Below are 25,402 nucleotides of genomic sequence, written 5' to 3'. Positions count from 1 at the left end.
TTCTACCATGTCTTCTCTACAATCGGTGCGATCCTGCGGAGCTGCTCTAACAGTACCGCGTATTTTTCCGGTTTCAGGGACTGACCGCCGTCGCACAAGGCGCAGTCCGGATTGTTGTGGACCTCGATCATCAGCCCGTCCGTTCCGGCTGCCAGGGCTGCTTTCGCCATCGTATCTACAAGCCACCATTTTCCTCCGGCATGGCTTGGATCTACGACAACCGGTAGATGGGTCATCTTCTTCAGCACCGGAATCGCCTGAAGATCCAGCGTATTTCTTGTGTAGGTCTCGAAGGTCCGCACGCCTCTCTCACACAGGATGACATTTTCATTTCCGGAAGCCATAATGTACTCTGCTGACATGATCCATTCCTCGTAGGTGGCATTTAATCCTCTCTTTAAGAGAATTGGTCGTTTCGTCCGTCCAAGCTGTTTTAACAGATCAAAATTCTGCATATTGCGGGCACCGATCTGGATCAGATCCACCTTCTCATCGAAGATATCCAGATATTCCCCAGACATCAGTTCCGTTACGATCGGAAGCCCGGTCTCTTCTTTTGCCCTGCACAGCATCTCCAGTCCTTCCAACCCAAGTCCCTGGAAAGAGTATGGGCTGGTGCGTGGCTTGAATGCTCCGCCCCGCAGCATATTGGCCCCCGCCTCTTTCACTGCCTTTGCCACATCGATGACCTGCTCCTCACTCTCCACAGAACATGGTCCGGCGATCATTGCCATATGACCGCCGCCCACCGGAATACCGGACACATCGACGATCGTATCCTCAGGATGGAACGCCCGGTTTGCCAGCTTATACGGCTCCTGAACGTGCATGACTTTATCGACACTTTGATCCACCTCAAAGAGACGCGGATCGATACGGACTGTATCACCAATACAGCCAATGATGGTCATCTCTTCTCCGCGGACAACATGAGCTTCCAGTCCCTTTGTCTCCACCATTTTAATGACCCGGTTTAAATTTTCCTCTGTTGTTCTGGGTTTCAGTACAATAATCATATGCTTTTCCTCCTGCTATCTCACACTCTTCCTGACTTTGAAAATCCTGACAAAAAAACGTCCTCTGATACACTCAGAGGACGATACAATCATCGTGGTTCCACCTCACTTCACAGTCATCTCGCAATGACTGCCTCACCAGGTACGCTGTCTCCAGATATACCCTCGCAGATAACGGCTGCTGCCGGAAATGCCTACTGGTCAATACGTTCAGCACTCTACTCCAAGAGGAATTCGGTAACACTTTCTGTATCCCATTCCACCTTCCGGGACTCTCTGTCACATTCCATGCTGCCTACTACTTCTTTTCTTCGTATTTTCAAAGCAGATTTATAAAGTTGTTCTTATCTTACTTCACATCTTCTTATTTGTCAACACTTTTTTCCACAGCCTCTTTTACCGTTAATATGCCGGACCTGATTTGAATTCTGACTTTTCCTTTCCACTCGCTCTCCAGAGAACTTGTCAGCTCACCGGATAGCCGGATCCGCATCGGAAAATCTCCTGCTTTCGTGCCATCCGCGTCGCAGTCGATCTCATAATCCTCCCCCTCATTCAGATCCCGTAAGAGATCCTCGATCCGGTATCCCGCCTGTTTACTAAGCCACGTCTTCTTTTCCTCTTCTCTTGTCCCTTCTTTTAAGACAGCTTTCGCCTGAAACTCCGGAAGCGCCTCCCCCTTCCGTATTGTCCGTGCTTCTGGCGTCAGCACAATGACTGGTTCCTGTGCTTTATGAAGCCCTGGCACAATCACAAAAAGAAGGTACACCACCAGACAAAAAACGACACCGGCTGCAACAGCGGCCGGCACGTTTCCTTTTACTTTTATTCTTTTCCTATGAAACAGATTCTTTTTCGTCTCTTTTCCAAGACGGAATGTCTCTCTTCTCACTCGTATCTGACCTCGGTTTCTGTATAATCCGATACGATTATAGCGTACTTTTCCTCCTGATACAAGGAAGGAATTCTTAAAATAAATGTAAATCTCTACGATTTTACTTATAGAATCAGTCGTACCTTCAGGACATTCTCAATCCGTAAGAGTTCCTTTTCCAGCTCTGGAAAGGCAGTTTCGTCCATATCAATCATCGTGTAGGCATAGCGTCCCCTGCTCTTGTTTGTCAGATCCGCAATATTGACGCCCCGTTTTGCCAGAAGCATGGTAAACTGCCCGATCATATTCGGTACATTGTAATGAAGTACTGTAAGTCTCGGGTTCTTCCCTTTCTTTCCCATATTGCAGTTTGGATAATTGACGGAATTGACAATATTTCCGTTTTCCAGATAATCCTGTAGCTGACGTACCGCCATTCTGGCACAGTTTTCCTCTGATTCGTCCGTAGAAGCACCCAGATGTGGAATCACGATCACCCGTTCCTTTCCCGAAAGCTTCTTTGTCGGGAAGTCCGTCACATAACTGCGGACGTGTCCTGTCGTCAATGCTTCCAGAAGATCCTCCTCTTTTACGAGAAGATCCCTTGCAAAATTTAAAAGAATGACTCCATCCTTCATCTGAGAAAGTGTCTCCCGATGGATCATCCCCTTTGTATCGTCCACCACCGGTACATGCAACGTAATATAGTCACATTCCCGACAGATTTCCTCCAGATCTCTGACATGATGGATATGGCGTGAAAGATTCCAGGCAGAATCCACAGACAGATATGGATCGTACCCGTACACCTCCATCCCCAGGTGAAGCGCAGCATTGGCTACCAGCGCCCCGATGGCTCCCAGACCGATGACGCCAAGCTTCTTACCTTCAATCTCCTGTCCCGCAAATCGCTTTTTCTCCTTCTCCGCCGCCCCTGCGATCTGCTCCTCTCCAGCGTGTGCTTTCACCCATTCGATCCCGCCGATAATATCCCGGGAGGCTAAAAGCAACCCTGCGATCACCAGCTCTTTTACACCGTTTGCGTTAGCTCCCGGCGTATTAAAGACGACGATTCCTTTTTCGGCACAAGTCTTTAGGGGAATATTATTGACTCCTGCTCCTGCCCTTGCGACAGCTTTTACGTTGTCCGGAAACACTGTCTCGTGTAAGGATGCACTGCGTACAAGCAGGACGTCCGCCTCCTCCATCGACTGTGTCCTCTGATAGCTCTCCGGAAAGAGCGACAATCCCGCCTCAGAGACAGCATTTAAACATTGATACTGATACATTACCCGTTCTCCTTTTCAAATCTTTCCAGAAAGGTCACAAGTTTCTCCACACCTGCATACGGCATGGCATTGTAGATACTGGCACGCATCCCGCCGACACTACGATGTCCTCTCAGATTGACAAGTCCTTCTTTCTCTGCCTCGGCAATGAATTTTTCATCCAGTTCTTTCTTTCCTGTCACAAACGGTACATTCATCAACGACCGGTCCTTCTTCTTCACCGTTCCGGAAAAAAGCCTGCTGTTATCCAGATATTCATACAGAAGCGCCGCCTTTGTCTGATTGCGCTTTTGTATTTCCGGAAGTCCTCCCAGATCCAGAAGCCACCGGAACACCTTTCCGCAGATATAGATACCGTAAGCCGGCGGAGTATTGTAAAGAGACTTGGCGTCCGTATGAATTTTGTAGCGCATCATAGTCGGAGTCCCGGAAAGAACATCATCAGAGATCAGGTCTTTTCGTATAATGACGATTGTCACACCTGCCGGTCCGATATTCTTTTGCACGCCTCCGTACATAATCCCGTATTTTGTAATGTCTGCAGGCTCTGACAAAAAGCAGGAGGAAACATCTGCCACAAGTGGCTTCCCTTTCGTATCCGGAAGCTTATGAAACTTCGTTCCGTAGATTGTATTGTTTTCGCAGATATAGATATAGTCCGCATCCTCTGATACCGGAAGATCACTGACATCTGGAATATAGGAAAAGGTACGGTCTTCCGAAGAGGCAATCACCCTTGCCTCCCCGTACTTTTCTGCCTCTTTCCAGGCTTTTTTCGCCCACTGTCCGGTCACGATATAGTCCGCTTTCCGCTGTTTCATCAAATTCATCGGAATCATGGAAAATTGCAGTGAAGCACCTCCCTGCAAAAACAGTACTTCATAGTCTTCCGGTATCTCAAGCAACGTCCGCAGATCCCTTTCGGCATTCCGGATGATTGTCTCAAAACTAGAGGATCTATGACTCATCTCCATGACAGACATGCCCGACCCCCGGTAATCCAGCATCTCATTTGCAGCTTCCTTTAATACTTCCTCCGGAAGGACCGCCGGCCCCGCCGAAAAATTATACACTCTGCTCATGCTCTCCCTCCCTGCTTCCCATCCAGAAATTCCCCGTCCCCTGGAAGGTATGAAAACTTACTTTTCTACTAAATCCCCCTCATCAAATACCTGATCAATCGCCGCTCCTGGAGCAACCATCGGCCATACTTTTTCATCACAGTCAATCTGACAGTCAATCAGCACTGGTTCGTTTAAACCTCTCGCCTTCTCAAAGATCTGCACAAACTCTTCCCTTGTAGAGGCACGGAATGCTTTTGCTCCCATGGCCTCGGCAAGCTTCACGAAATCCACCTGGTCATTGAGAACGGTAGCGGAATAACGCTTCTCATAGAACAGGTCCTGCCACTGCCTGACCATACCGAGTACATGGTTATTCAAAATGACTTCAATTACTGGAATCTGACTACGTACTGCTGTAGCAATCTCATTCATATTCATCCGGAAACAGCCGTCCCCCGCAATATTCACTACGCATTTATCCGGCCTTGCACATTTGGCTCCGATAGAAGCACCCAGACCATATCCCATCGTTCCCAGTCCTCCGGACGTCAAAAGCGTCCTCGGCTTCGGGTATTTGTAGTACTGTGCGGCCCACATCTGGTTCTGTCCGACTTCCGTCACAATGATGGCCTCTCCCTTTGTCTGACGGTAGATCTCCTCTACCACAAACGGCCCACTTAACACATCTGGATGATAAGTCAGCGGATACTTCGCCTTGTACTCCTCAATCTGGCGTATCCACTCACTGTGATCCTGCTGCGTAAGCATCTCGTTTAGTTTCGAAAGCACGACTTTAATATCCCCGGTCACACCCTGGGTAATGATGACGTTTTTATTCATCTCCGCCGGATCAATGTCGATCTGCAAAATCTTCGCTTTCGAGGCGAATTTCTTCGCATTTCCAGTAACACGGTCACTGAATCTGGCTCCTACAACAATCAGAAGATCACACTCGCTGACTCCATGGTTGGACGTCTTCGTCCCGTGCATTCCCAACATCCCTGTGTAATACGGATCCGTTCCCGGGAAGGCGCCTTTTCCCATCAGGGAATCCGCGACCGGGGCATCCACCTTCTTCGCAAACTCAAGCAATTCCTCAGCCGCATCAGAGAGAACCGCACCTCCGCCTACGAAGATATACGGCTTTTTTGCCTCCTGAATCATATCTGCGGCAGCCTGAAGCTCCACTTCGTCCACACACTCTCTTCTCCTTGGTTGGACGATCTTCTTTGGCTCATATTCTGCCATATTGGCCGTCACGTCCTTCGGAATATCAATGAGCACCGGTCCTGGCCTTCCCCTTCTCGCAATGCCAAATGCTCTGCGGATCGTATCCGCAAGCTGATTTACATCCTTTACAATATAGTTATGCTTTGTGATCGGCATAGTGATGCCAGCGATATCAATCTCCTGGAAACTATCTTTTCCAAGGAGAGAGACTCCTACGTTACAGGTGATGGCCACCACCGGAATGGAATCCATGTAGGCTGTGGCAATTCCGGTCACCAGGTTTGTGGCTCCCGGTCCACTTGTGGCAAAGCATACCCCCACTTTTCCTGTCGCTCTGGCATAGCCGTCTGCCGCATGGGCCGCCCCCTGCTCATGGGAAGTCAGGATATGGCGGATTTCATTCTGGTGCTGATACAGTGCATCGTACACATTGAGGATAGCGCCGCCCGGATATCCGAACACTGTATCTACACCCTGCTCTTTTAAACATTCTATTACAATTTCTGCTCCCGTAAGCTTCATTGTTTTTCATCCTTTCGTCTAGTTTTTCGGAATTTCCAGGATTGCTCCCCGGTTTCCACTTGTCACCATGGAAGCGTACCTTGCAAGATAACCTGTACGAACCTCAGGCTCTTTCGGCTGCCATGCCTGTCTTCTCTTCTCAAGCTCTTCCCCTGATACGGCAAGCTCCAGATTTAATCCTGGAATATCAATACGGATGAGGTCTCCTTCCTCTACAAGAGCGATTGGCCCGCCTACAGCCGCTTCCGGTGACACGTGTCCGATGGAAGCGCCTCTGGACGCGCCGGAAAACCTTCCGTCTGTAATCAGAGCCACGCTGGATCCCAGTCCCATGCCCGCAATCGCTGACGTCGGATTGAGCATTTCCGGCATACCAGGCCCCCCTTTTGGTCCTACATAACGGATCACGACCACGTCGCCCGGATGAATCTCGCCTCCCTTGATAGCCTTGATCGCATCATCCTCACAGTCAAAGACTCTGGCTGGTCCTTCGTGAACCATCATCTCTTCCACAACCGCCGAGCGTTTTACCACACTTCCATCGGGAGCAAGGTTCCCTTTCAGAACAGCAAGCCCTCCCGTCTCACTATATGGATTGTCAATCGGTCTTATGACTTCTGGATTCTTATTGACGCATCCGGCAATATTTTCCTTTACTGTTTTTCCGGTCACAGTTAGGCAGTCTGTATGTAATAGTCCCTTCTTATCCAGCTCCTTCATCACGGCGTAGACTCCTCCCGCCTCGTTGAGATCTTCGATGTAAGTCGGGCCTGCCGGAGCCAAGTGGCAGAGATTCGGCGTCTTTTCACTGATGCCGTTAGCAAAATCAATCTCAAAATCCATACCGATCTCGTGTGCGATTGCCGGGAGATGCAGCATACTGTTGGTGGAGCATCCAAGCGCCATATCCACAGTAAGGGCATTCAAAATCGCCTCTTTTGTCATAATGTCCCGTGGACAGATATTCTTTTTCCAAAGCTCCATCACTTTCATTCCCGCATGTTTTGCGAGACGGATCCGTTCAGAATATACAGCAGGAATCGTACCATTGCCCTGTAATCCCATTCCAAGTACCTCAGTCAGACAGTTCATGCTGTTTGCAGTATACATACCAGAACAAGAGCCGCAGGTTGGACACACCTTGCACTCGAACTCATCCAGTTCTTCCTCTGTAATAGATCCTGCCGCATACGCTCCTACGGCCTCGAACATGCTGGAAAGGCTTCGCTTTTCTCCTTTCACATGCCCCGCAAGCATCGGTCCGCCGCTGACAAAGATCGTCGGAATGTTAATCCTGGCTGCCGCCATCAGAAGTCCCGGCACATTTTTATCACAGTTCGGCACCATGACAAGAGCGTCAAACTGATGTGCCAGCGCCATAGCCTCTGTGGAGTCCGCAATCAGATCTCTTGTTACAAGAGAATACTTCATTCCGATATGTCCCATGGCGATTCCGTCACAGACAGCAATCGCGGGGAATACAATCGGTGTTCCTCCTGCCATAGCGACGCCCATTTTTACCGCCTCCACGATCTTATCCAGATTCATATGTCCTGGCACGATCTCATTGTAGGAGCTTACAATTCCTACAAGTGGCCGTTCCATCTCTTCCTTTGTAATCCCAAGCGCGTTCATTAAAGAACGGTGTGGCGCCTGCTGGCTTCCTTTTGTCACTGTATCACTTCTCATGCTTTTCTTCCTCCTCGTTCTCTGTCTGTCCTGTCTCTTATATCCGCTCACAGATGAGATCTCCCATCTGTTTCGTACCTACTAAAGTGCAGCCCTCAGACAGTATGTCGCCTGTCCGGTATCCATCCAAAAGCACTTGGCTGACTGCCCTCTCCACCGCGTCTGCCTCCTGATCCAGATCAAAAGAGAAGCGCAGCATCATGGCAGCGGAAAGAATGGTCGCGATCGGATTGGCAATTCCCTTCCCCGCAATATCCGGCGCAGAACCACCGCTTGGTTCGTACAGTCCAAACTTACTGTCATTTAAGCTTGCGCTTGCCAACATTCCGATAGAGCCCGTTACCATACTTGCCTCGTCCGACAAAATATCCCCAAACATATTCTCTGTCAAAATCACATCGAACTGCTTTGGATTCCTCACAATCTGCATCGCACAATTGTCAACCAACATATGCTCCAACGTCACGTCAGGATAATCCTTTGCCACCTCCTCTGTCACCTTTCTCCAAAGTCTGGAAGAGTCGAGCACATTCGCCTTATCGACACTGGTCACTTTCTTAGAGCGCTTCTGCGCGATATCAAACGCACGCTTTGCAATCCGGCGGATCTCATTCTCATTGTAGGAAAGAGTGTCCATCGCCGTCATCACACCGCCGATTTCCTCTGTCTTTCTCTCACCGAAATACAGCCCTCCTGTCAGTTCTCTCATAATCATAAAGTCGAATCCACCCTCGGTAAGCTCCGGCTTTAGCGGACAGGCATCTTTCAACTCTTCATAGAGTACTGCCGGCCGTAGATTAGCAAAAAGTCCAAGCTCTTTGCGTATCCTTAAAAGCCCTGCCTCCGGACGTCTGGATGGCTCCAGCTTATACCACGGAGACGTCTTTGCGTCACCTCCGATGGATCCCATCAGAACCGCGCCGCACTGCTTTGCCTCCTCCACAGTCTCGTCTGTCAGCGGAACTCCATGGACATCAATGGATGCACCACCCAACAAAAGTTCTGTATACTCACAGGTGTGGCCAAATCTCTCTCCAACAAGATCCAGCACTTTCATAGCCTCACGGACAATTTCCGGTCCGATGCCATCGCCTTTTATCACTCCGATTTTTAAATTCATTCGTATCCCTCCCAGAAAATCTGTTATCAATTATCATATAATATTTTCGTTTTTGTTTCAACCCTTTACCTTGTAAAAGTGTTTAGCTACATCTTCCAATTCGCCGCAGTGCGCTTCTTGCAAAGCGTTTTTTATCTCATAGGAACACAGTTTCCTAAAAAATAAGAAAAGCAGACCCCGCAAAAAGCGGAATCTGCTCCTTCATTCTTATGCTGTCTCATTCCTATTTGGCATCTCCTGCACCTGGCTTTTCTACTTGCATAATGGCTGCCTTCTGCATCGGGATACGACAGTTTTTATTATTTCCGAATTCTACGATGACGTCCTCTTCTGTGATGTCGATTACAACACCGTAAAATCCGCTTGTTGTCAGAACTGTATCTCCAACTTCCATATCAGCGATCATCGCCGCTACTCTCTTCTGCTCTTTCTTCTGCGGTCTCATCAGGATGAACCAAAGTCCACCAAGAACTACAACATAAAAGAGAATCAAAAAGAGCGGATTCGCAAATAAACCTCCGCTTGACTCTGTCAGTACTGTGTATTCCATCATTCTTTCCTCCTACTTCTAGCTAAACACTATTGCTATCATACACAATTTTTCCCAATTCTTCAAGTACTTTTCCGGATTTTATACATTCTTTACTTCTGGCTTAGGCTCATTCCTTCCAGCTTCTGCTTTTTGTATTCTTTGTAACGTCCTTCCTCAATAGCAGCGCGGATCTCTTCCATCATCGTATTGTAAAAATACAGATTGTGGAGTACGCAGAATCGCATACCAAGCATTTCTTTTGCCTTCAGAAGGTGTCGGATATAAGCTCGTGAATATTTCCGGCAAACCGGACAGCCGCACCCTTCCTCAATCGGACGCTCATCCAGTTCGTACTTCGCGTTGAAAAGATTAAGCTTGCCGTGATTCGTGTACACATGTCCGTGTCGTCCGTTTCGTGTCGGATACACACAATCAAAGAAATCCACGCCCCGGTCTACAGCCTCCAGAATATTAGCGGGCGTCCCTACCCCCATCAGGTAGGTCGGCTTTTCCAGTGGGAGATACGGAACAACCGCATCAAGAATCCGATACATCTCTTCATGGGATTCTCCTACAGCTAGACCGCCGATAGCGTAGCCTGGAAGATCCAGCTCAGCAATCTCCTGAGCGTGGGCGATCCGGACATTTTCCAGGATTCCGCCCTGGTTGATTCCAAAGAGCATCTGATGTGGATTGATCGTATCTGGCAAGCTGTTCAGCCGCTCCATCTCTGCCTTGCACCGTCTGAGCCAGCGGGCCGTGCGGGCAACAGAGCGCTCAATATAATCCCGGTCCTTCGTGCTGGCTGGACATTCGTCAAAGGCCATTGCAATGGTAGACGCCAGATTTGACTGAATCTGCATACTTTCCTCCGGCCCCATGAAAATCTTCCTGCCGTCAATATGGGAATGGAAATGAACGCCCTCCTCCTGAATCTTGCGGAGTCCCGCCAGGGAAAACACCTGGAATCCACCGGAATCTGTCAGTATCGGCTTGTCCCACACCATAAACTTGTGCAGGCCGCCGAGCTTTTTGATAACCTCATCTCCCGGTCTGACGTGGAGATGGTAGGTATTGGAAAGCTCCACCTGCGTCTTAATTTCCCTTAAATCATCCGTGGAAACCGCACCCTTGATGGCCGCTGCCGTACCCACATTCATAAACACCGGCGTCTCAACTGTGCCGTGTACCGTTGTAAAACGGCCTCTCTTTGCGAGGCCGTCTCTTTTTAATAATTCATACATCTGTCTTTTCTCCGTTCTGTCTTTAAAATCTAAAAAGTAACCGTTCAGCCATGGCAGCTTGTATTCGCTGCTACGGGGCTTATATCATCACAAACGTGGCTGAACGGTTGCCTTAAAAATGGCAGATGATCGGTGTCGTCTCATTGATCAGATCATACAGCTTGGCTGCATCGTCATATTTCATATTGATACATCCATGAGACCCGTGTGTCAGATACCAGTCTCCTCCAAATCGAGTCTGCCATGAAGCATCGTGGAATCCAATATCATTATTAAACGGCATCCAGAATGCCACTGGCGATTCGTAGGAATACTTTCCGTTTGGAAGAAGCTGTCCACGAAGCACCGCGTTTTTCGTCTTATAGGTAAGATCATAGCTTCCCTGCGGAGTATCATCCGATCCGTTTGGCTTTCCGGTTACAATGTCGCAGTTCATAATCATCTGACCGTTCTGGAAGAACCAGAATTTCTGTGTCGTCAGATCAACTTCCGCATAGGTATTACCATAGTCATTCTGATCTCCATGATCCGCTCCTCTTCTTGACCACTTCGGCTCTCTTGACACTTCCTGCCCACTTTCTATATTTGCAGTCAAAGCCGCATATTCATCTTTCTGGTTCAGATACCATCCGAAATCCCCGCCTTCTACCTGAACCGTGTCTCCACGACCTGATACAAATGTCCTTGTCGTGCCGACCGTATTGTACTTTGTCGCAAGTTGTGCGATATATTTATTGATTTTCTCAGTATTAAAAGTCACCTGCATCTTGTCATCTACCGTCAGCCACTGCGAAATCATCGTCTTATCCACCACCTCAGTCTTAGGTGAAAAGTCGTAGGTGATCTTCGTCTGGAGATACTTATTCATCGTATCTACTGCCGCCTGTACTTCTGGTGATTCCTTTGTATACGCTGGTGCAAGATAACAGCCGGACGCCTCCATGTCGAGCTCCTTTGTAAAGCCGCTCACCGCTTCCTTTACCTTTGCGGCAAAGGTCTCCTGATTCACCTGGGTGCCGACAACCTCATCCTGGATGACAAACTGATTGCCGTCATAGACCGGCTGCGCATTCTTGGATACAACCTGGTCAGGCGCCGTCACGCATTGTAAAGATGCAAGCAGGCTGTCAAGCTTCCCCTCATCGTACTCGATACCGATCTCTGCTGTAACGTCAGACTCTTTCCAAAACGCCTTCGGCCAGAGGAATGGATTCTGCTTCTCCTTGACTTTCTCAAGGGCATGGTTCTTCTTGTAAATGACATCGATATCCTGTCCGGAAATCTCCTCCGTCTGCCCATTCTTCTCTTTTAACGTCAGAGTATAGCTCTCCACCTGGTTCTTCATATGCTCCTCTGCACTCGCAACGCTCTTCCATGAGAAATCGCTCCCATTGATCGTCGTGTGCGGATAAAAATGACTGTGAAAATAAAAGGCTCCGCCCAGATATACAGCCGCCACAACTCCCACAACACTTCCTAATGTGATAAAAATCCGTTTCTTCGTGTTCTTAGACATTGTTTTTTTCTCTTTTTTCTTTCTTGGCCCTCTTTTATGCTTAATCCTTGTCTTTCTTACCGTCGTATTGTCACTGTCCAATGTATGATCCTGATTCGAAAACTGAAGCTCTTCATTCTGTCTGTTTTCGTTGTTTTCCATAATTCTAATCTACCCCTTGCTTATTAACCTTATACATCGCTATTATAATATGTCTATATGGAAAAGTACAGTGAAAATTTGTTGAAAATTGTCGGATGTATTGCTTACTTTTCGCTGTCTTTCCACAAAATTCGATTGCAGTTTTCCCCCTCCTTCTATATAATATATAACAGTTTATGCAAAATTTTTCGTATTGGGAGGTATGATTATGGCAGGATCATCTTTTGGAACTCTTTTTCAGATTACAACATGGGGCGAATCCCACGGAGCCGGAATTGGCGTGGTGGTGGACGGATGTCCTGCTGGACTTTCTTTGTCCTCTTCTGATATTCAGGTTTTCCTAAACCGCAGGAAACCGGGGCAGACCTCCTACTCCACCATGAGGAAAGAAGCAGACGAGGTAGAAATCCTCTCCGGCGTCTTTGAGGGACACACAACCGGTGTCCCGATCTCTATGCTCGTTCGCAATCAGGATCAGCGCTCCCATGATTATACACAGATCAAAAGCTGTTACCGCCCCGGACACGCAGACTACACCTTTGACGCAAAGTATGGGTGCCGGGACTACCGGGGCGGCGGCCGCTCTTCCGGCCGGGAGACGATCGGCCGGGTGGCTGGAGGAGCTATCGCTTCTTTGCTTTTAAAGAGTCTTGGTATTCATGTACAAGCCTACACCAAGGCAATCGGACCTTACACGATTCCGGAGGAAGAGTACGATTTTTCTGTTCTTACGAAGGATCCGCTTTGTATGCCTCACCTGGGCTATTCCGAAAAAGCGCAGGCATATCTGAATACTTGCATGAAACAGAAAGACTCTGCGGGAGGGATCATTGAGTGTCAGATCACGGGGCTTCCTGCCGGAATCGGAGAACCTGTTTTTGACAAGCTGGACGCTCTGCTTGCCCAGGCAGTGCTCTCTGTCGGGGCCGTCAAAGGCTTTGAAATTGGAGACGGGTTTGCCGCGGCAAAGGCAAAGGGCACAGAAAACAATGATGCGTTCTGCATCCAGAACGGACAATTAGCGAAACAGACCAACCACTCCGGCGGAACGCTGGGCGGAATGAGTGACGGGAGTACTGTCTGCTTCCGGGCGGCCATCAAGCCGACTCCATCGATCTCTTCTGTACAGCACACTGTCAACACTTTCATGGAAGAGGTAGAACTCTCTGTAAAAGGACGACATGATCCGATCATTGTTCCAAGGGCTGTCGTTGTCATAGAGTCCATGGCCGCTCTGACTGTAGCAGACCTGCTTCTGCGCAACATGAGCGCCACCATGGACAACCTGCGCCGGATTTACCAGTAGCTTTTGTTCTATATTGGTTCAACATTCCTCTGAGACTCCAAAAAGGAAAGGAGATTCCCCTATGTCCCGGGAACTGACTTATCTCATCACAGAAGAAAACATCGGAACTTCCCCGCTTACAATCCATGGCTTTTTAAAAGGCCGCGGATATTCTCATGCGGTTCTTGTCTCTCTGAAAAAAACGCCGGAAGGGATTTTGAAAAATGGCGTCTGGGCCAGAGTCCACGATACCCTCTCTCCAGGAGATCGTCTTTTAGTTCGTCTGGCGGAAGAAAAGACCTCCGACCATATTGTTCCAAGACCATTGCCTTTTCCAGTCATCTATGAAGATGAAGATCTGCTCATCGTCAACAAGCCCGCCAACATGCCGATTCACCCTTCTCAGGGGAACTACGAGAATACCCTTGCCAATGCAGCCGCCTGGTATTTCTGTCAGAAAGGCGAATCCTTTGTCTACCGCTGCATCAACCGTCTGGACCGGGATACGACCGGTCTTCTGATTCTTGCCAAACATACTTACAGTGCGGCGCTGCTCTCCCGGATGGTGACAGACCGCAAGATTCACCGGGAATACCTGGCTGTTACAAAAGGTGTTCCGGATGTTTCCGGCATCGTGGATGCTCCGATCGGACGTAAGGATGGCTCGACCATAGAGCGGCAGATAGATTTTGTACACGGAGAAACGGCCAGAACCCATTATGAGCTTCTGACCTCTGAAGATGGATATTCCCTCGTCCGGATCTGGCTTGATACGGGACGCACCCACCAAATCCGGGTCCACATGAAATATCTAGGCTATCCACTTCCGGGCGATTTTCTTTACTGCCCGGATTACACAAAGATAAGACGGCAGGCACTTCACTCCTACCGTCTCTCCTTTTTGCATCCTATCAGCCAAAAGCCGCTTTCCTTTACTGCTTCACTTCCGGATGATATGCGTGCCTTTTTCTCTGCTTCCACATTAGAACAGCTCTAAAGATCAAAGCATCCCCCTCCGATGAACTCCCGTAACAGGGAGTTTGCCGGAATCCGATCTGTTCCGATTCCAAGAAAATAATCCAAAAACTTCAAAAGGCGTTTTGCCTCATGGTATTCTTCCATATCTGGTGTAATCTGAAAGAGAAGGGGCTCTACATACTGCTTAAGCACTGCAAGCTCATAAATCAGGGCCGAATTAAACATAATATCCGCCTCCTCCTGGAACGGAAAGATGTTGCGTTCCTCTCCCCGGCGGACAGAATACCACATGGCAATTGTCCTTGCCGCTGTCGTACCTCTCGTCCTTGCATCACGGACAATCCTCCGGATCAATCTCCCATCTGTCGTCGGAATCCGGTTGTGCTCATCTACATTGAGCTGAGTGAGGGCACTGATATAAATCTTAAACTTCCGGTCATCCGGAAGGGTTTCGGTAAGCTTCGGATTGAGACAATGGATACCTTCGATCACGAGAATATCCCGACTCTCCATCTTCAGCTTTCTGCCGTCATATTTCCTCTGTCCGGTAATGAAATCAAAAGTTGGAATCCCCACCTCTTCTCCCAGAAGCAGACGTCTTAAATCCTCATTAAATTGCTCTACATCGATGGCCTCCAGGCACTCGAAATCATAGTTCCCCCTTTCATCTTTTGGCGTTTGATCCCGGTTGACAAAGTAATTATCCACCGCAAGCGGATGTGGACGCATCCCGTTGACCTTAAGCTGAATCGACAACCGATGTGAGAAAGTCGTTTTACCGGAAGATGATGGACCAGCCACCAGCACAAACTTGACATCGCCCCGCTTTGCAATCTGCTCTGCAATCTCCGCAATTTTTTTCTCCTGCTGCGCCTCCTGTACAAGCACCATATTCTGCGCTCCAGCCTGCACAATTTCCCTGTTTAAATCCCCCACTGTCTCAATATTTTGCAGATCCCCCCATCTCATGGATTCCTTCTGCACCTGGAAAAGCTTCTCTCTTACCGCAAACGGAGGAATCACCCTTGGATTGGCGATTTCCGGCAACTGGATCACAAACCCTTCATCGTACAGATGGAGGGCAAAGTATCTCAGATACCCGGTGGATGGTACCATGTAACCGTAATTATAGTCCTCAAAAGCTCCCATCCGGTACAGATTAACCCGGGAACTTCTCCGGTATTTAAATAGCTCCTCCTTGTCATACATTCCATATTGATGGAATAGTTCTACGGCCTCATCCGTATGGATACTACGCTTTTCGATCGGGAGATCCTGCTCCACGATCCTGTGCATGGTCTCCTCCACCTGCCGTAGAAATACTTCATTCAGGCTGATATCCCCATCGATCGTGCAGTAATAGCCCTGGCCCGCCGCATAATGGATCCTCACTTTCCGAATCCGGTCGTGTCCGGCCGTGTCGTAGACAGCCTTTACGAGCATCAGGCTCATGCTTCTTCGATATGTTTTTAATCCGATATCATCTCCTGTTGTGAGGAACCGGAGGAAACAATCCTTTTCCAGTGTCTTATAGAGCTCCAGGAGCTTTCCATCTGAGATCACGAGCACAATATCATTCTCGTAATGCCCCTGAAAATCCTTCGCAATCTCAAGAAATCTTGTCCCTTCCGGATACTCTCTTGTGGATCCATCCTCCAATGTCACGCAATAACATCTCTTACTCAAGTTGCCACCTTCTTTCCAGCCTTATAAAATTACAGAATACGGCAGTTGTTTTGGCATTGTGAAAATCTCGATCTTTCCTCCTGTCTGCTTCTGCAGATACTGTTTCATGTCCTCCATAAACAGATACTCCAATCCGTAGTGTCCTGCATCCAATACTGCCATTCCCTGGGCAACCGCATCAATCCCGGTATGGTGCCCGACATCCCCGGAAAGGAATACATCTGCTCCTTTTGCAATGGCCTGATCAATCACACTGCTGCCTGATCCGGGACAGACGGCTACCCGCCGAATCTTACGACTGTTTCCAAAACAGCGAAGCTCCTCCAGTCCAAAAATTTCTTTGATACGTTCCCCAAAGGAAAAAAGCTCCTCCGATTCTTCCAAGATACCAAATACTCCGATTCCGCACGGCAATTCCTGCCACTCCCCGGTTTCTTCCAAGGGAACACATTCTTTCAGGCCGATCTTTTCTGCCACAAGTGCTCCCATCCTGCAAACATCATAATTCGTATGCATCGCCTCATAGGCAACGTCCGCCCGCAAAAGCTTTCCGATCCTCCTTCCGATAAACTCTTCGTCAGTGATCCGCTTCACCGCCTGAAACACCAAAGGATGATGGGAAAGGACCAAATCCGCACCCTGCAAAAGTGCCTGGTCTACCGTATTGTCATCAACATCGACCGTGATGAGAATCTTCTTTACTTCCTTATCTGTCCTGCCGAGAATCAGGCCGCTGTTATCCCAGCCCATGGCATATGCCTCAGGCGCGGCCTGTTCCAGCAGGCTTCGGATTTCTTTTACTTTCATCTTGTTTCTCCTTTTAATGATATCTGGCGGCCGCCCTCTCCAGGCTCTCCTTTTCCTCTGTCAGCTCCCTGATACGAGTTTTTCCTCCTCCCCCAAGGTCTGCTCGCTTTGTCAGGCTATCCAGAATCCGCCCCTTTTGCTGTATCTCTCTTTTTAAGAACTCCAACAGAACCGGATGGTTTTCCCTGAGAAGGATACGTCCGTACTTGTACTCTTCCTCCGTATAGGGCACTTCTTCCTTTTTTCCCGGCACCACCCGCATCATCGGGTAAAACTTACCGTCCTCGTATACCATATTCTCTTCTACAATCGCACATGCATGAGCAATGAGAAACTTACGCACTTTCCCGATCTCCGATTGGGGCTGCAAAATACATTCTTTTAGAGAAATCACTATTTCAGGGCAGTCCGATAGTATCTGGATAATAAGAGCGCCGCCCATTCCGGCGGCGATCATGCTCTGTGCTTCCTGAACTTTCAGCTCTTTTAGTCCACTGGATCTTCGGGTCTCGATCTTATGTTCCAGCCCATGCTCTCTAATATGTTTTTCAGCCCGTAAAAGCGGTCCTTCATTAATATCCATCGCAATCGCAGACGGGATCCGCCCCTCTTCCACCAGTTGTATGGGAACATACGCATGATCTGTCCCCACATCCGCTATGATTAGTCCGGGCGAAACAAGATCCGCCACTGCCCGGAGTCTCTTTGATAGTTCCATAGCACTCTCCTAATCCAGGTAGTCTCTTAACTTCCGGCTGCGGCTTGGATGCCGAAGCTTCCGAAGTGCTTTCGCCTCGATCTGACGGATACGCTCTCTTGTAACGTCGAATTCCTTGCCGACCTCTTCCAGCGTTCTTGCCCGCCCGTCATTCATTCCAAAACGTAGTCTCAGAACTTTCTGCTCCCTGTCAGTCAAAGTGTCAAGCACCTCATTTAGCTGCTCTTTTAAGAGGGTTGCAGCAGCAGCCTCAGCAGGAACCGGCACATTGTCGTCCTGGATGAAGTCTCCTAAATGACTATCCTCCTCCTCGCCAATCGGCGTCTCCAGAGAAACCGGCTCCTGGGAAATCTTCAGGATCTCCCTGACACGGTCTACCGGCATATCCAGTTCCTTTGCGATCTCCTCCGGAAGCGGCTCCCTTCCAAGCTCCTGCAAAAGCTGCCTGGATACCCGGATGAGCTTGTTGATCGTCTCTACCATATGGACCGGGATCCGGATCGTCCTTGCCTGATCCGCAATGGCTCTGGTGATAGCCTGACGGATCCACCAGGTCGCATAGGTACTGAACTTAAATCCTTTCTGATAATCAAACTTCTCTACCGCCTTGATCAGCCCTAAGTTTCCTTCCTGGATCAGATCCAAGAAGAGCATCCCACGACCTACATACCGCTTGGCAATACTGACAACAAGACGGAGATTGGCCTCGGCCAGTCTCTTCTTGGCGCTCTCATCGCCTTCAGACATCCTTCTGGCAAGATCGATCTCCTCCTCTGCACTTAAAAGAGGCACCTTTCCGATCTCTTTTAAGTACATACGCACCGGATCCTCAATACTGATTCCGTCCGGCACAGACAGATCGATTTTCTCCATATCGACTTCTTCCTCTTCTTCCGCAAGAATCAGGTCATCTATATCTGCGTCCAGGTCGTCATCACTTCCGATACGCAGCACATCGATATTCATCGCTTCCAGATATTCATATACTTTTTCCATCTGCTCCGGAGATAATTCCAGATCGGACAGAAAATCGCTGATCTCCTGAATTTCGAGAACTTTCTTTTTCTTCTTCCCAAGTTCGACCAGCTCTTTCAGCTTTTCCTCAAATTTTGCTACGTTTTCTTCCATGCTTTTGTCCATCCTCTCATCGCTTGTTCTATCTTTTTATTTTATGGAAATCTGCATCTGAAATAGTTTTTGCAGATCCTTTTTCGCTTCCATTAGCTTCTGCAGTCCCCTGATGTCCGTCGGGCCCAGCGTCCGTCCTGCCTCTTCAATACTGTGGTTCTTTACTCGGATCACCGTCTCTTTGAGCGCCTTTTCCTGCTCTTCCTTCGTAGAAAGCTCTCGAATCTTCGTATGAAACAAGGACGCTGCCTCCCTATGCTCCTCCTCATCGGTAAAATGATTCAGAATTCTGGCAGGATTTACACTTCCTTCTTCGTACTGCTTATAGAGAAGCTCTGCCACTTCCCGGTAAATCCGACCTGTGAAATCCTCCGGCGAAAGATAGGTCTTTACTTGGGAGAACACACTGTGATCCTCGATCATCCAGGTCAGAAGAATCTTCTGGGATTTCAGATTGCCATCCTCCTTCTCCTGAACAGACGTAGTCTGCTTCGGTCTCCTGGCCGGAGCCGCTAGTCCCTTCTCAACTGCCGTCTTTGACACGAGCCTTTTCAGATCCTCAAATGATACCCGGTACGCTCTTGCTACCGCCTCAGTATAATTATCCCGCTCGATCTGCTCTTCAAACTCGCCAAGCCGTGACGCGGCCTCTTTTAAAAATGCGGTCTTCCCTTCCGGAGAGTTTAAGTCAAACTGTCTCTCTAATACTTCCAGGCTGTACATGAAGCCATTTCTGGCCTTCTGGATCCGCTCCTCAAATGCCGGGGCTCCCAGATTCTTGATGAACTCGTCGGGATCCTTATATGGATCCATCCGGATCACCTTCGATGTAATCCCCGCCTCCTTTAAGATCGGCATCGCACGAAGTGCAGCCTTTGTTCCCGCCTCATCGCTGTCATAAGTCAGGTAGACTTCCTGTACATAGCGCCGGATCAGCGAGGCATGCCCAGGTGTAAATGCGGTCCCAAGGGACGCCACTGCATTCGTAAATCCCGCCTGGTGCAAAGCGATCACATCCATATAGCCCTCGCACAAGAGAAAATACGATTTCCTGGAAGTTCTTGCCCGATTCAACCCATAGAGATTGCGGCTCTTATCGAAAATCGGCGTCTCCGGGGAATTCAAATACTTTGGCTTCGCATCCCCCATGACACGTCCGCCAAACCCTATCACACGACTATTGACATCCATAATCGGGAACATGACCCGGTTCCAGAACTTGTCATGGATTCCCTGTTTCTCATCCACGCTTGCAAGCCCTGACTTCACGATCAGCTCATCCGAGTATCCCTGCATCTTTAGGTATCTGCTCAGGTCATCACTATACTTATTGGCATATCCGAGCCCAAAATGTACAATCGTCTCTTCCGTAAGCGACCGGTCCGTCAGATAACGGATCGCCTGTCTTCCCTTCTCAGAGCGGAGCTGTGCATAATAATACTTCGCCGCCAGCTTATTAATAGCAAGAAGCGTCTCCCTTAAATCTGATCTTTCCTTTGCCTCTTTGGAATACTGCTCTTTTGGAAGCTCTACCCCGGCCCGTTCAGCCAGGATCTGAAGTGCCTCCGTAAACGAATCATGCTCATATTCCATCAAGAATGTAAACACATTCCCTCCTGCCCCGCATCCAAAGCAGTAATACATCTGCTTGTCCCGGCTGACAGAAAAGGACGGGGATTTTTCATTATGAAACGGACACAGTCCAAAATAAGAATTTCCTTTTTTTTGCAGTCTCACATAAGAAGAAATCACGTCCACAATGTCGTTTTTCATTCTTACTTCTTCGATAATGTCTTCTGAGTAATACACGCTGTTCCCTTCCTTCTTGTCTGTGTACATTCTCCTACAATATTATATATTCGACAAAAGATGTTGATTTCCTTTTTGTTTTTTTTATTTTTTCAAAAAAAGCGAACAAGCCCGGATTTATTTCTCTTTTTCCTGTGCAATCCGTTTCTGAATAGCATCTACCACTGTCTCAAGAACCTTAATTCGTGCATAATATTTATTATTTCCTTCTACAATAATCCATGGCGCTGACGGCGTGGATGTCTTTACAAGCATCTCTTCTACTGCCCGTTCATAGAGATCCCATTTCTCCCGGTTTCTCCAGTCCTCATCCGTAATCTTCCACTGCTTCTCAGGATTTGCCTGACGCTCTTTAAAACGTCTCTCCTGCTCGTCTTTATCAATCTGCATCCAGAATTTCATCACGATTGCTCCGGAATCCGAAAGCTGTTCTTCCATTTCGTTCATTTCTTTGTAGGCTCGTTTCCATTCCCGCTTCGTACAGAATCCCTCGATCCTCTCTACCATTACTCTTCCGTACCAGGTCCGGTCAAAGATCGTGATATGTCCTTTCTTTGGCATCTTCACCCAGAATCTCCAGAGATAATGGTGCTTCTTCTCCCAGTCGTTCGGAGCCGCCGTGGGGATCACGACATATCCTCTCGGATCCAGTGCCTGGGTCAGCCGCTTAATGGCCCCGCCCTTTCCTCCGGCGTCCCATCCCTCAAATCCAAGGATCATCGGAATCCGTCTGCGGTACAGCTCCCCGTGCAGCCTCGTCAATTCCTTTTGCAACTTTTTCTTCTTCTTTTCATACTCTTCTTTTGTGTAAGCCAGAGACAGATCCGCCTTGTTCAGAACTGACTCCGTCTTTTTCTCGTCTAGCTCCGGCGCCGTTTCATCCGGCTCCGGCTGTTTTTTAACCGCCGTTTCCAGTGCGTGGATTACTGTCTTATAAATTTTCACCGCTGCATAGCGCTTGTCCGTCGCTTCTACGATCGTCCATGGTGCAAAGTCCGTATCTGTCTTTGCCAGCATCTCTTCATTAACTTTCAGGTAAGCGTCATACTCTTCATTTCGTCTCCAGTCGTCCCCAGTTACTCTCCATTTTGTCTCTTTGGAATCCGCCAGCTTTTCAAACCGCTTCCTCTGCTCACGTTTGTCGATGTATAGGAACAGCTTAATGATGACCATCCTGTCATCGGTCAGTTCTTTTTCAAAAGACTGAATCACATGATAGGCTCTTGCCACCTCGTCCGCAGACATTTGATTTTCGAAACGCTCTCCTAAGACTTTACGGTACCAGCTTGTATCAAAAATAGAAACCTTCCCATGCTCCGGGATTTTCGTCCAAAACCGCTTCATATAAGGATAGTACTTCTCCTCTTCCGTCTCTTTCTTCACTGCGAACACTTCAAAGCCTCTCGGATCCAGTGCCTGAATCAGCTTTCCAATCTGCACGCCTTTCCCCGAAGCGTCCAGTCCTTCAAACACAATCATCACCGGAATTTTGGCGCTCTGACAGATTCTTTGCAGTTCACCGAGCTTCACCGAAAGCTTGTTGATCTCTTCTTTATATTCTGCTTTCTTCATCTTTTTTGATAAATCAATTTTTTCTAACATTATCCTTCCTCCTCATAGAAAAAATTTTTTCATTTTTTTGTTGACATTACTCTCCTACTATAGTATTATATTTTTCAGACAGCCGATAAGAAAGGCTTTGCGGAAGTGTCGGAACTGGCAGACGAGCAAGACTAAGGATCTTGTGACTATTGCAGTCGTGTGGGTTCAAGTCCCATCTTCCGCACGGAAGAAACCCTTGCTTTTATAGTAAGGGTTTTTTATTTGTTTTGGCAACAACGTAAAACGCAGGCTTACCAAGGGTTCTGGCGACCGCTTACAATCTCAGAATATGTCATCCATCAGTTTTGGTGTTTCTTCCATGAAATATACTTTTATTTCTGATTTTGCCACATTATCTACCTGTAGATCACCTTTTTATGTTCCTTTGTTCTCCACCTTCCTCCCCTATAATCCGGCAAATACCGTTTTCTTTCCTCCCATTCGCTTCTGAACATATGGTAAGAATATCATATCATGTGCCAGGGCAGATTTCAATCAATCTGATAATTACCATCCTCATACATTTTTCGGATGTGTACAAAACTCAAAAAACAATATTTTACGATTTCTGCTTGACATTACCCTTCTACTATAGTATTATATTTTTCGGACAGCCGATAAGAAAGGCTTTGCGGAAGTGTCGGAACTGGCAGACGAGCAAGACTAAGGATCTTGTGACTATTGCAGTCGTGTGGGTTCAAGTCCCATCTTCCGCATTTTAAATAGGGTGTTGCAAAATTATCTAAACTGATAAAATTGCGGCACCCTATTTTTTCCCCCACTTCATTTCAACCTTATTTTTTCCCTATCTCTGAGCTTTTATATATGCTGCCGCATGGATGGCTGCTACCGCTCCGTCTGCCACAGCCGTGGCCGCCTGCCTTACCTGTTTGACACAGATGTCCCCAGCCGCATAGACGCCTGCAAGATTCGTCTCCTGCTTTTCATTTGTGACAATATATCCGTCTTTCGTCTCAAGTTCCGGGTAGTCTTCTGTATTCGGAGTGGATCCGGCATAGATAAAAATGGCGCATCCTGGTGCTTGAATCGTTTCCAGCGCCCCTGTATGCTCATCTCGTATCACAATCTGATCCGCTTCCTCTTTTCCATTGATTTTGATAAGGCGGCTGTGAAGGCGTACTTCCATATTCCCTGTCTGCCTTACTTTATTTGTAAATTCCGGAATCGCCCCCAGGGTGTCTTCGAAATGAATGATAGTAACTTTTTTTGCGATTTTTGCCAGGTAAAGAGCTTCCTTGACCGCACCATCCGCTCCTCCGACCACAAAGATGTCCTTGCCCACATAACGAGCACCATCTTTCGCCGGATTCATCCCGGTTCCCCGGCCTTGAAACTCCTCTTCACCCTCAATTCCCAGCCTTCTTGGCCTTGTTCCTGCCGCAATAATCACTGCTTTCGCTTCATAGCTGCCCTGATCCGTCTCGATGATCTTAACCTGACCTGTAAGCTTTGCTTTCTTCACCTGTTCCATCACAATCTCTACACCTGCCCCCTCAGCCTGTGCTTTCAATCTAGCTGCAAAGGTCTCTCCTGTCTCCTCCTCGATGATCCCTGCGTAATGCGTGACGGTAGACACGCCCCCAAGCAGTCCTCCTACTGCCTTTTGCTCCAGAACAATCGTCTTTAACCCTCTGCTTACAGCATAGATAGCGCTGCTGATTCCTGCCGGACCTGCCCCGATGATACAAATATCATACATCCTTCTTCCTCCTCTTTCTTTTTCTATAGTCAGCTTTTCTGTAGTCAGAATAGCACAATTTACCCATAAAGAAAAATGATATATTCTTATCATTCCATAAATTTCCTTTATTATTCAGCCATGTGATCAGAAGACACTCGTTTACTCATACATCGTGGTATATTTTCATACTGCTCTTTTCCCTGCTTCAGAGGATATATCTTCATATCTCAGGAATCCTATGTTTGTAAAACAGGAAAGAAAAAACAGAGGCCATGCCCCTGTTTTCCATATCTTCTATATAATTAAGCCTGGTTTCCCTTTGCAAGCTCTGCAAGTGCCGTGAAGCCTGCCGCATCGTTGATTGCCATATCAGCAAGGATCTTTCTGTTGATCTCAACACCTGCAACCTTTAAGCCGTGCATCAGTTTGCTGTAGGATAATCCATTCATTCTTGCCGCTGCATTGATACGTGCGATCCAGAGCTGACGCATCTGACGTTTCTTCTGCTTACGTCCTGCATAGGAACTTGCGAGCGCTCTCATCACAGACTGTTTTGCCACTCTGTACTGTTTGGAACGTGCTCCTCTGTAACCCTTTGCCAGCTTTAATACTCTATTATGTTTCTTCTTTGCGTTCATTCCGCCTTTAATTCTTGCCATGTCTTACTCCTCCTTCTATTCTTCCAACTCTTATAAGTATGGTAATACTTTCTTCATGTTCTTTACATTTGTAGAATCAGTAATGATAGCCTTTCTAAGATTTCTTTTTCTCTTAGTAGACTTCTTCGTTAAGATATGGCTCTTGTAAGCTTTATTTCTCTTTAATTGTCCTGTTGCTGTTTTTTTAAAGCGCTTTGCAGCCGCTCTATTTGTTTTAATTTTTGGCATAATGATAATCCTCCTTAATATTGTAAAATTTATTTTTAACGTCTTTCAGTTAAAACCATGCTCATGCTTCTGCCTTCCATCTTGGCCGGCTTTTCTACTACCGCAATGTCCTTGAGATGCTCTGCAAAATCATCCAGAATATGTTTACTTTGCTGAACGTGGGCCATCTCACGTCCACGGAAACGAAGCGTCACCTTCACTTTGTTTCCTTTCTGGATAAACTTCTTTGCGTTGTTTACTTTCGTGTTCAAGTCATTCGTATCAATATTTGGAGATAATCGAACTTCCTTTACATCTACAGTCTTCTGCTTTTTCTTTGCCTCTTTTTCTTTCCTTGTCTGCTCATATTTGTATTTACCGTAATCGATAATCTTGCATACCGGCGGCTTTGCTGTAGGAGCAATCTTCACGAGATCAAGCTCGGCTTCCAGCGCAATCTTCTGCGCTTCTCTTGCAGACATAATTCCTAATTGTTCTCCATCCTGTCCGATCAGCCGCACTTCTCTGTCGCGGATCTGTTCGTTAATCATTAAATCGCTAATTGTAGTACACCTCCATGTTTT

The 25,402-nt window shown here is 47.8% G+C and carries 22 protein-coding genes, 2 tRNA genes and 1 other annotated feature; of the genes, 4 read left to right on the top strand and 20 right to left on the bottom strand.

What is annotated here, in order from left to right; all coding sequences use genetic code 11:
• Positions 1-2: 2 nt before the first annotated feature.
• The 10 genes from aroF to AOA56_RS02500 all read right to left on the bottom strand — a co-directional run bounded on the left by aroF (position 3) and on the right by AOA56_RS02500 (position 12,237).
• Positions 3-1,016, bottom strand: a complete 1,014-nt coding sequence (gene aroF, locus AOA56_RS02545) for a 3-deoxy-7-phosphoheptulonate synthase (protein WP_048621968.1) — start codon at positions 1,014-1,016, stop codon at positions 3-5.
• A gap of 73 nt (positions 1,017-1,089) precedes the next feature.
• Positions 1,090-1,337 (bottom strand) — a binding site (T-box leader).
• 43 nt (positions 1,338-1,380) lie between these two features.
• Entirely contained in the window at positions 1,381-1,908 is a 528-nt protein-coding gene (locus tag AOA56_RS02540) for a hypothetical protein (RefSeq protein WP_053768883.1), read from the bottom strand.
• Between the two features lie 107 nt (positions 1,909-2,015).
• Complete coding sequence (locus AOA56_RS02535) at positions 2,016-3,179, bottom strand: phosphoglycerate dehydrogenase (protein ID WP_024732786.1); 1,164 nt, start codon at positions 3,177-3,179, stop codon at positions 2,016-2,018.
• Entirely contained in the window at positions 3,179-4,261 is a 1,083-nt protein-coding gene (gene serC / locus AOA56_RS02530) for a 3-phosphoserine/phosphohydroxythreonine transaminase (RefSeq protein WP_053768882.1), read from the bottom strand. The genes AOA56_RS02535 and serC overlap by 1 nt, the downstream gene beginning before the upstream one ends.
• Before the next feature lie 57 nt (positions 4,262-4,318).
• Entirely contained in the window at positions 4,319-5,995 is a 1,677-nt protein-coding gene (ilvB, locus tag AOA56_RS02525) for a biosynthetic-type acetolactate synthase large subunit (RefSeq protein WP_024732788.1), read from the bottom strand.
• An 18-nt stretch (positions 5,996-6,013) separates the two neighbouring features.
• Positions 6,014-7,684, bottom strand: coding sequence for a dihydroxy-acid dehydratase (ilvD, locus tag AOA56_RS02520; protein ID WP_024732789.1), 1,671 nt, complete (start codon positions 7,682-7,684; stop codon positions 6,014-6,016).
• Between the two features lie 37 nt (positions 7,685-7,721).
• Positions 7,722-8,804, bottom strand: a complete 1,083-nt coding sequence (leuB, locus tag AOA56_RS02515) for a 3-isopropylmalate dehydrogenase (protein ID WP_024732790.1) — start codon at positions 8,802-8,804, stop codon at positions 7,722-7,724.
• Between the two features lie 223 nt (positions 8,805-9,027).
• A complete protein-coding gene (yajC, locus tag AOA56_RS02510; protein ID WP_024732791.1) occupies positions 9,028-9,354 on the bottom strand; it encodes a preprotein translocase subunit YajC in 327 nt (108 codons plus the stop codon).
• Positions 9,355-9,446: 92 nt separating this feature from the next.
• Positions 9,447-10,580: a tRNA guanosine(34) transglycosylase Tgt gene (gene tgt / locus AOA56_RS02505; RefSeq protein ID WP_024732792.1), complete on the bottom strand. Its 1,134-nt coding sequence runs from the start codon at positions 10,578-10,580 to the stop codon at positions 9,447-9,449.
• A gap of 112 nt (positions 10,581-10,692) precedes the next feature.
• Positions 10,693-12,237: a L,D-transpeptidase family protein gene (locus AOA56_RS02500; RefSeq protein WP_024732793.1), complete on the bottom strand. Its 1,545-nt coding sequence runs from the start codon at positions 12,235-12,237 to the stop codon at positions 10,693-10,695.
• Positions 12,238-12,445: 208 nt separating this feature from the next.
• Between AOA56_RS02500 and aroC the strand changes: the two genes are divergently transcribed.
• A complete protein-coding gene (gene aroC / locus AOA56_RS02495) occupies positions 12,446-13,543 on the top strand; it encodes a chorismate synthase (RefSeq protein ID WP_024732794.1) in 1,098 nt (365 codons plus the stop codon).
• A gap of 61 nt (positions 13,544-13,604) precedes the next feature.
• Complete coding sequence (locus AOA56_RS02490; protein WP_053768881.1) at positions 13,605-14,519, top strand: RluA family pseudouridine synthase; 915 nt, start codon at positions 13,605-13,607, stop codon at positions 14,517-14,519.
• Here the strand turns inward: AOA56_RS02490 and AOA56_RS02485 are convergent.
• The 6 genes from AOA56_RS02485 to AOA56_RS02460 form a co-directional block, all read right to left on the bottom strand.
• Positions 14,516-16,186 (bottom strand): nucleoside kinase, encoded by a 1,671-nt coding sequence (locus AOA56_RS02485; protein WP_053768880.1) that lies wholly within the window; start codon positions 16,184-16,186, stop codon positions 14,516-14,518. The genes AOA56_RS02490 and AOA56_RS02485 overlap by 4 nt on opposite strands.
• A gap of 21 nt (positions 16,187-16,207) precedes the next feature.
• The gene (locus AOA56_RS02480) at positions 16,208-16,993 is read right to left on the bottom strand and encodes a Nif3-like dinuclear metal center hexameric protein (RefSeq protein ID WP_024732797.1); all 786 of its coding nucleotides are present in this window, start codon (positions 16,991-16,993) and stop codon (positions 16,208-16,210) included.
• A gap of 13 nt (positions 16,994-17,006) precedes the next feature.
• A complete protein-coding gene (locus AOA56_RS02475) occupies positions 17,007-17,711 on the bottom strand; it encodes a tRNA (adenine(22)-N(1))-methyltransferase (protein ID WP_024732798.1) in 705 nt (234 codons plus the stop codon).
• 9 nt (positions 17,712-17,720) lie between these two features.
• Positions 17,721-18,839: an RNA polymerase sigma factor RpoD gene (rpoD, locus tag AOA56_RS02470; RefSeq protein WP_024732799.1), complete on the bottom strand. Its 1,119-nt coding sequence runs from the start codon at positions 18,837-18,839 to the stop codon at positions 17,721-17,723.
• Positions 18,840-18,875: 36 nt separating this feature from the next.
• Positions 18,876-20,648: a DNA primase gene (gene dnaG / locus AOA56_RS02465; RefSeq protein ID WP_053769086.1), complete on the bottom strand. Its 1,773-nt coding sequence runs from the start codon at positions 20,646-20,648 to the stop codon at positions 18,876-18,878.
• Positions 20,649-20,765: 117 nt separating this feature from the next.
• Positions 20,766-22,250: a phosphate--AMP phosphotransferase gene (locus AOA56_RS02460; protein WP_024732801.1), complete on the bottom strand. Its 1,485-nt coding sequence runs from the start codon at positions 22,248-22,250 to the stop codon at positions 20,766-20,768.
• A gap of 99 nt (positions 22,251-22,349) precedes the next feature.
• Here AOA56_RS02460 and AOA56_RS02455 point away from each other — a divergent pair.
• Positions 22,350-22,434: transfer RNA gene (locus tag AOA56_RS02455), tRNA-Leu, on the top strand.
• Positions 22,435-22,881: 447 nt separating this feature from the next.
• Positions 22,882-22,966: transfer RNA gene (locus AOA56_RS02450), tRNA-Leu, on the top strand.
• A gap of 89 nt (positions 22,967-23,055) precedes the next feature.
• Here AOA56_RS02450 and AOA56_RS02445 read toward each other — a convergent pair.
• The 4 genes from AOA56_RS02445 to infC all read right to left on the bottom strand — a co-directional run bounded on the left by AOA56_RS02445 (position 23,056) and on the right by infC (position 25,369).
• Complete coding sequence (locus AOA56_RS02445) at positions 23,056-23,970, bottom strand: NAD(P)/FAD-dependent oxidoreductase (RefSeq protein WP_024732802.1); 915 nt, start codon at positions 23,968-23,970, stop codon at positions 23,056-23,058.
• Between the two features lie 284 nt (positions 23,971-24,254).
• Positions 24,255-24,611: a 50S ribosomal protein L20 gene (rplT, locus tag AOA56_RS02440; protein ID WP_048621976.1), complete on the bottom strand. Its 357-nt coding sequence runs from the start codon at positions 24,609-24,611 to the stop codon at positions 24,255-24,257.
• A 30-nt stretch (positions 24,612-24,641) separates the two neighbouring features.
• Entirely contained in the window at positions 24,642-24,839 is a 198-nt protein-coding gene (gene rpmI, locus AOA56_RS02435; protein ID WP_024732804.1) for a 50S ribosomal protein L35, read from the bottom strand.
• 35 nt (positions 24,840-24,874) lie between these two features.
• On the bottom strand, positions 24,875-25,369 hold the full coding sequence (gene infC / locus AOA56_RS02430; RefSeq protein WP_024732805.1) for a translation initiation factor IF-3: 495 nt from the start codon (positions 25,367-25,369) through the stop codon (positions 24,875-24,877).
• Positions 25,370-25,402 lie beyond the last annotated feature (33 nt).

The sequence above is a fragment of the Sellimonas intestinalis genome, assembly GCF_001280875.1.
GTDB classification, from domain to species: Bacteria; Bacillota; Clostridia; order Lachnospirales; family Lachnospiraceae; genus Sellimonas; species Sellimonas intestinalis.
Note: the sequence above shows the minus strand (reverse complement) of the source record. Positions and strands in the feature narration are given on the sequence as shown.

Bases quoted from the DNA above. Each gene is read 5' to 3' on its own strand.
- aroF (WP_048621968.1), bottom strand. From the start codon at position 1,016: ATGATTATTGTACTGAAACCCAGAACAACAGAGGAAAATTTAAACCGG.
- AOA56_RS02535 (WP_024732786.1), bottom strand. From the start codon at position 3,179: ATGTATCAGTATCAATGTTTAAATGCTGTCTCTGAGGCGGGATTGTCG.
- serC (WP_053768882.1), bottom strand. From the start codon at position 4,261: ATGAGCAGAGTGTATAATTTTTCGGCGGGGCCGGCGGTCCTTCCGGAG.
- ilvB (WP_024732788.1), bottom strand. From the start codon at position 5,995: ATGAAGCTTACGGGAGCAGAAATTGTAATAGAATGTTTAAAAGAGCAG.
- ilvD (WP_024732789.1), bottom strand. From the start codon at position 7,684: ATGAGAAGTGATACAGTGACAAAAGGAAGCCAGCAGGCGCCACACCGT.
- leuB (WP_024732790.1), bottom strand. From the start codon at position 8,804: ATGAATTTAAAAATCGGAGTGATAAAAGGCGATGGCATCGGACCGGAA.
- yajC (WP_024732791.1), bottom strand. From the start codon at position 9,354: ATGGAATACACAGTACTGACAGAGTCAAGCGGAGGTTTATTTGCGAAT.
- tgt (WP_024732792.1), bottom strand. From the start codon at position 10,580: ATGTATGAATTATTAAAAAGAGACGGCCTCGCAAAGAGAGGCCGTTTT.
- AOA56_RS02500 (WP_024732793.1), bottom strand. From the start codon at position 12,237: ATGGAAAACAACGAAAACAGACAGAATGAAGAGCTTCAGTTTTCGAAT.
- aroC (WP_024732794.1), top strand. From the start codon at position 12,446: ATGGCAGGATCATCTTTTGGAACTCTTTTTCAGATTACAACATGGGGC.
- AOA56_RS02490 (WP_053768881.1), top strand. From the start codon at position 13,605: ATGTCCCGGGAACTGACTTATCTCATCACAGAAGAAAACATCGGAACT.
- AOA56_RS02480 (WP_024732797.1), bottom strand. From the start codon at position 16,993: ATGAAAGTAAAAGAAATCCGAAGCCTGCTGGAACAGGCCGCGCCTGAG.
- AOA56_RS02475 (WP_024732798.1), bottom strand. From the start codon at position 17,711: ATGGAACTATCAAAGAGACTCCGGGCAGTGGCGGATCTTGTTTCGCCC.
- rpoD (WP_024732799.1), bottom strand. From the start codon at position 18,839: ATGGAAGAAAACGTAGCAAAATTTGAGGAAAAGCTGAAAGAGCTGGTC.
- AOA56_RS02460 (WP_024732801.1), bottom strand. From the start codon at position 22,250: ATGTTAGAAAAAATTGATTTATCAAAAAAGATGAAGAAAGCAGAATAT.
- AOA56_RS02445 (WP_024732802.1), bottom strand. From the start codon at position 23,970: ATGTATGATATTTGTATCATCGGGGCAGGTCCGGCAGGAATCAGCAGC.
- rplT (WP_048621976.1), bottom strand. From the start codon at position 24,611: ATGGCAAGAATTAAAGGCGGAATGAACGCAAAGAAGAAACATAATAGA.
- rpmI (WP_024732804.1), bottom strand. From the start codon at position 24,839: ATGCCAAAAATTAAAACAAATAGAGCGGCTGCAAAGCGCTTTAAAAAA.
- infC (WP_024732805.1), bottom strand. From the start codon at position 25,369: ATGATTAACGAACAGATCCGCGACAGAGAAGTGCGGCTGATCGGACAG.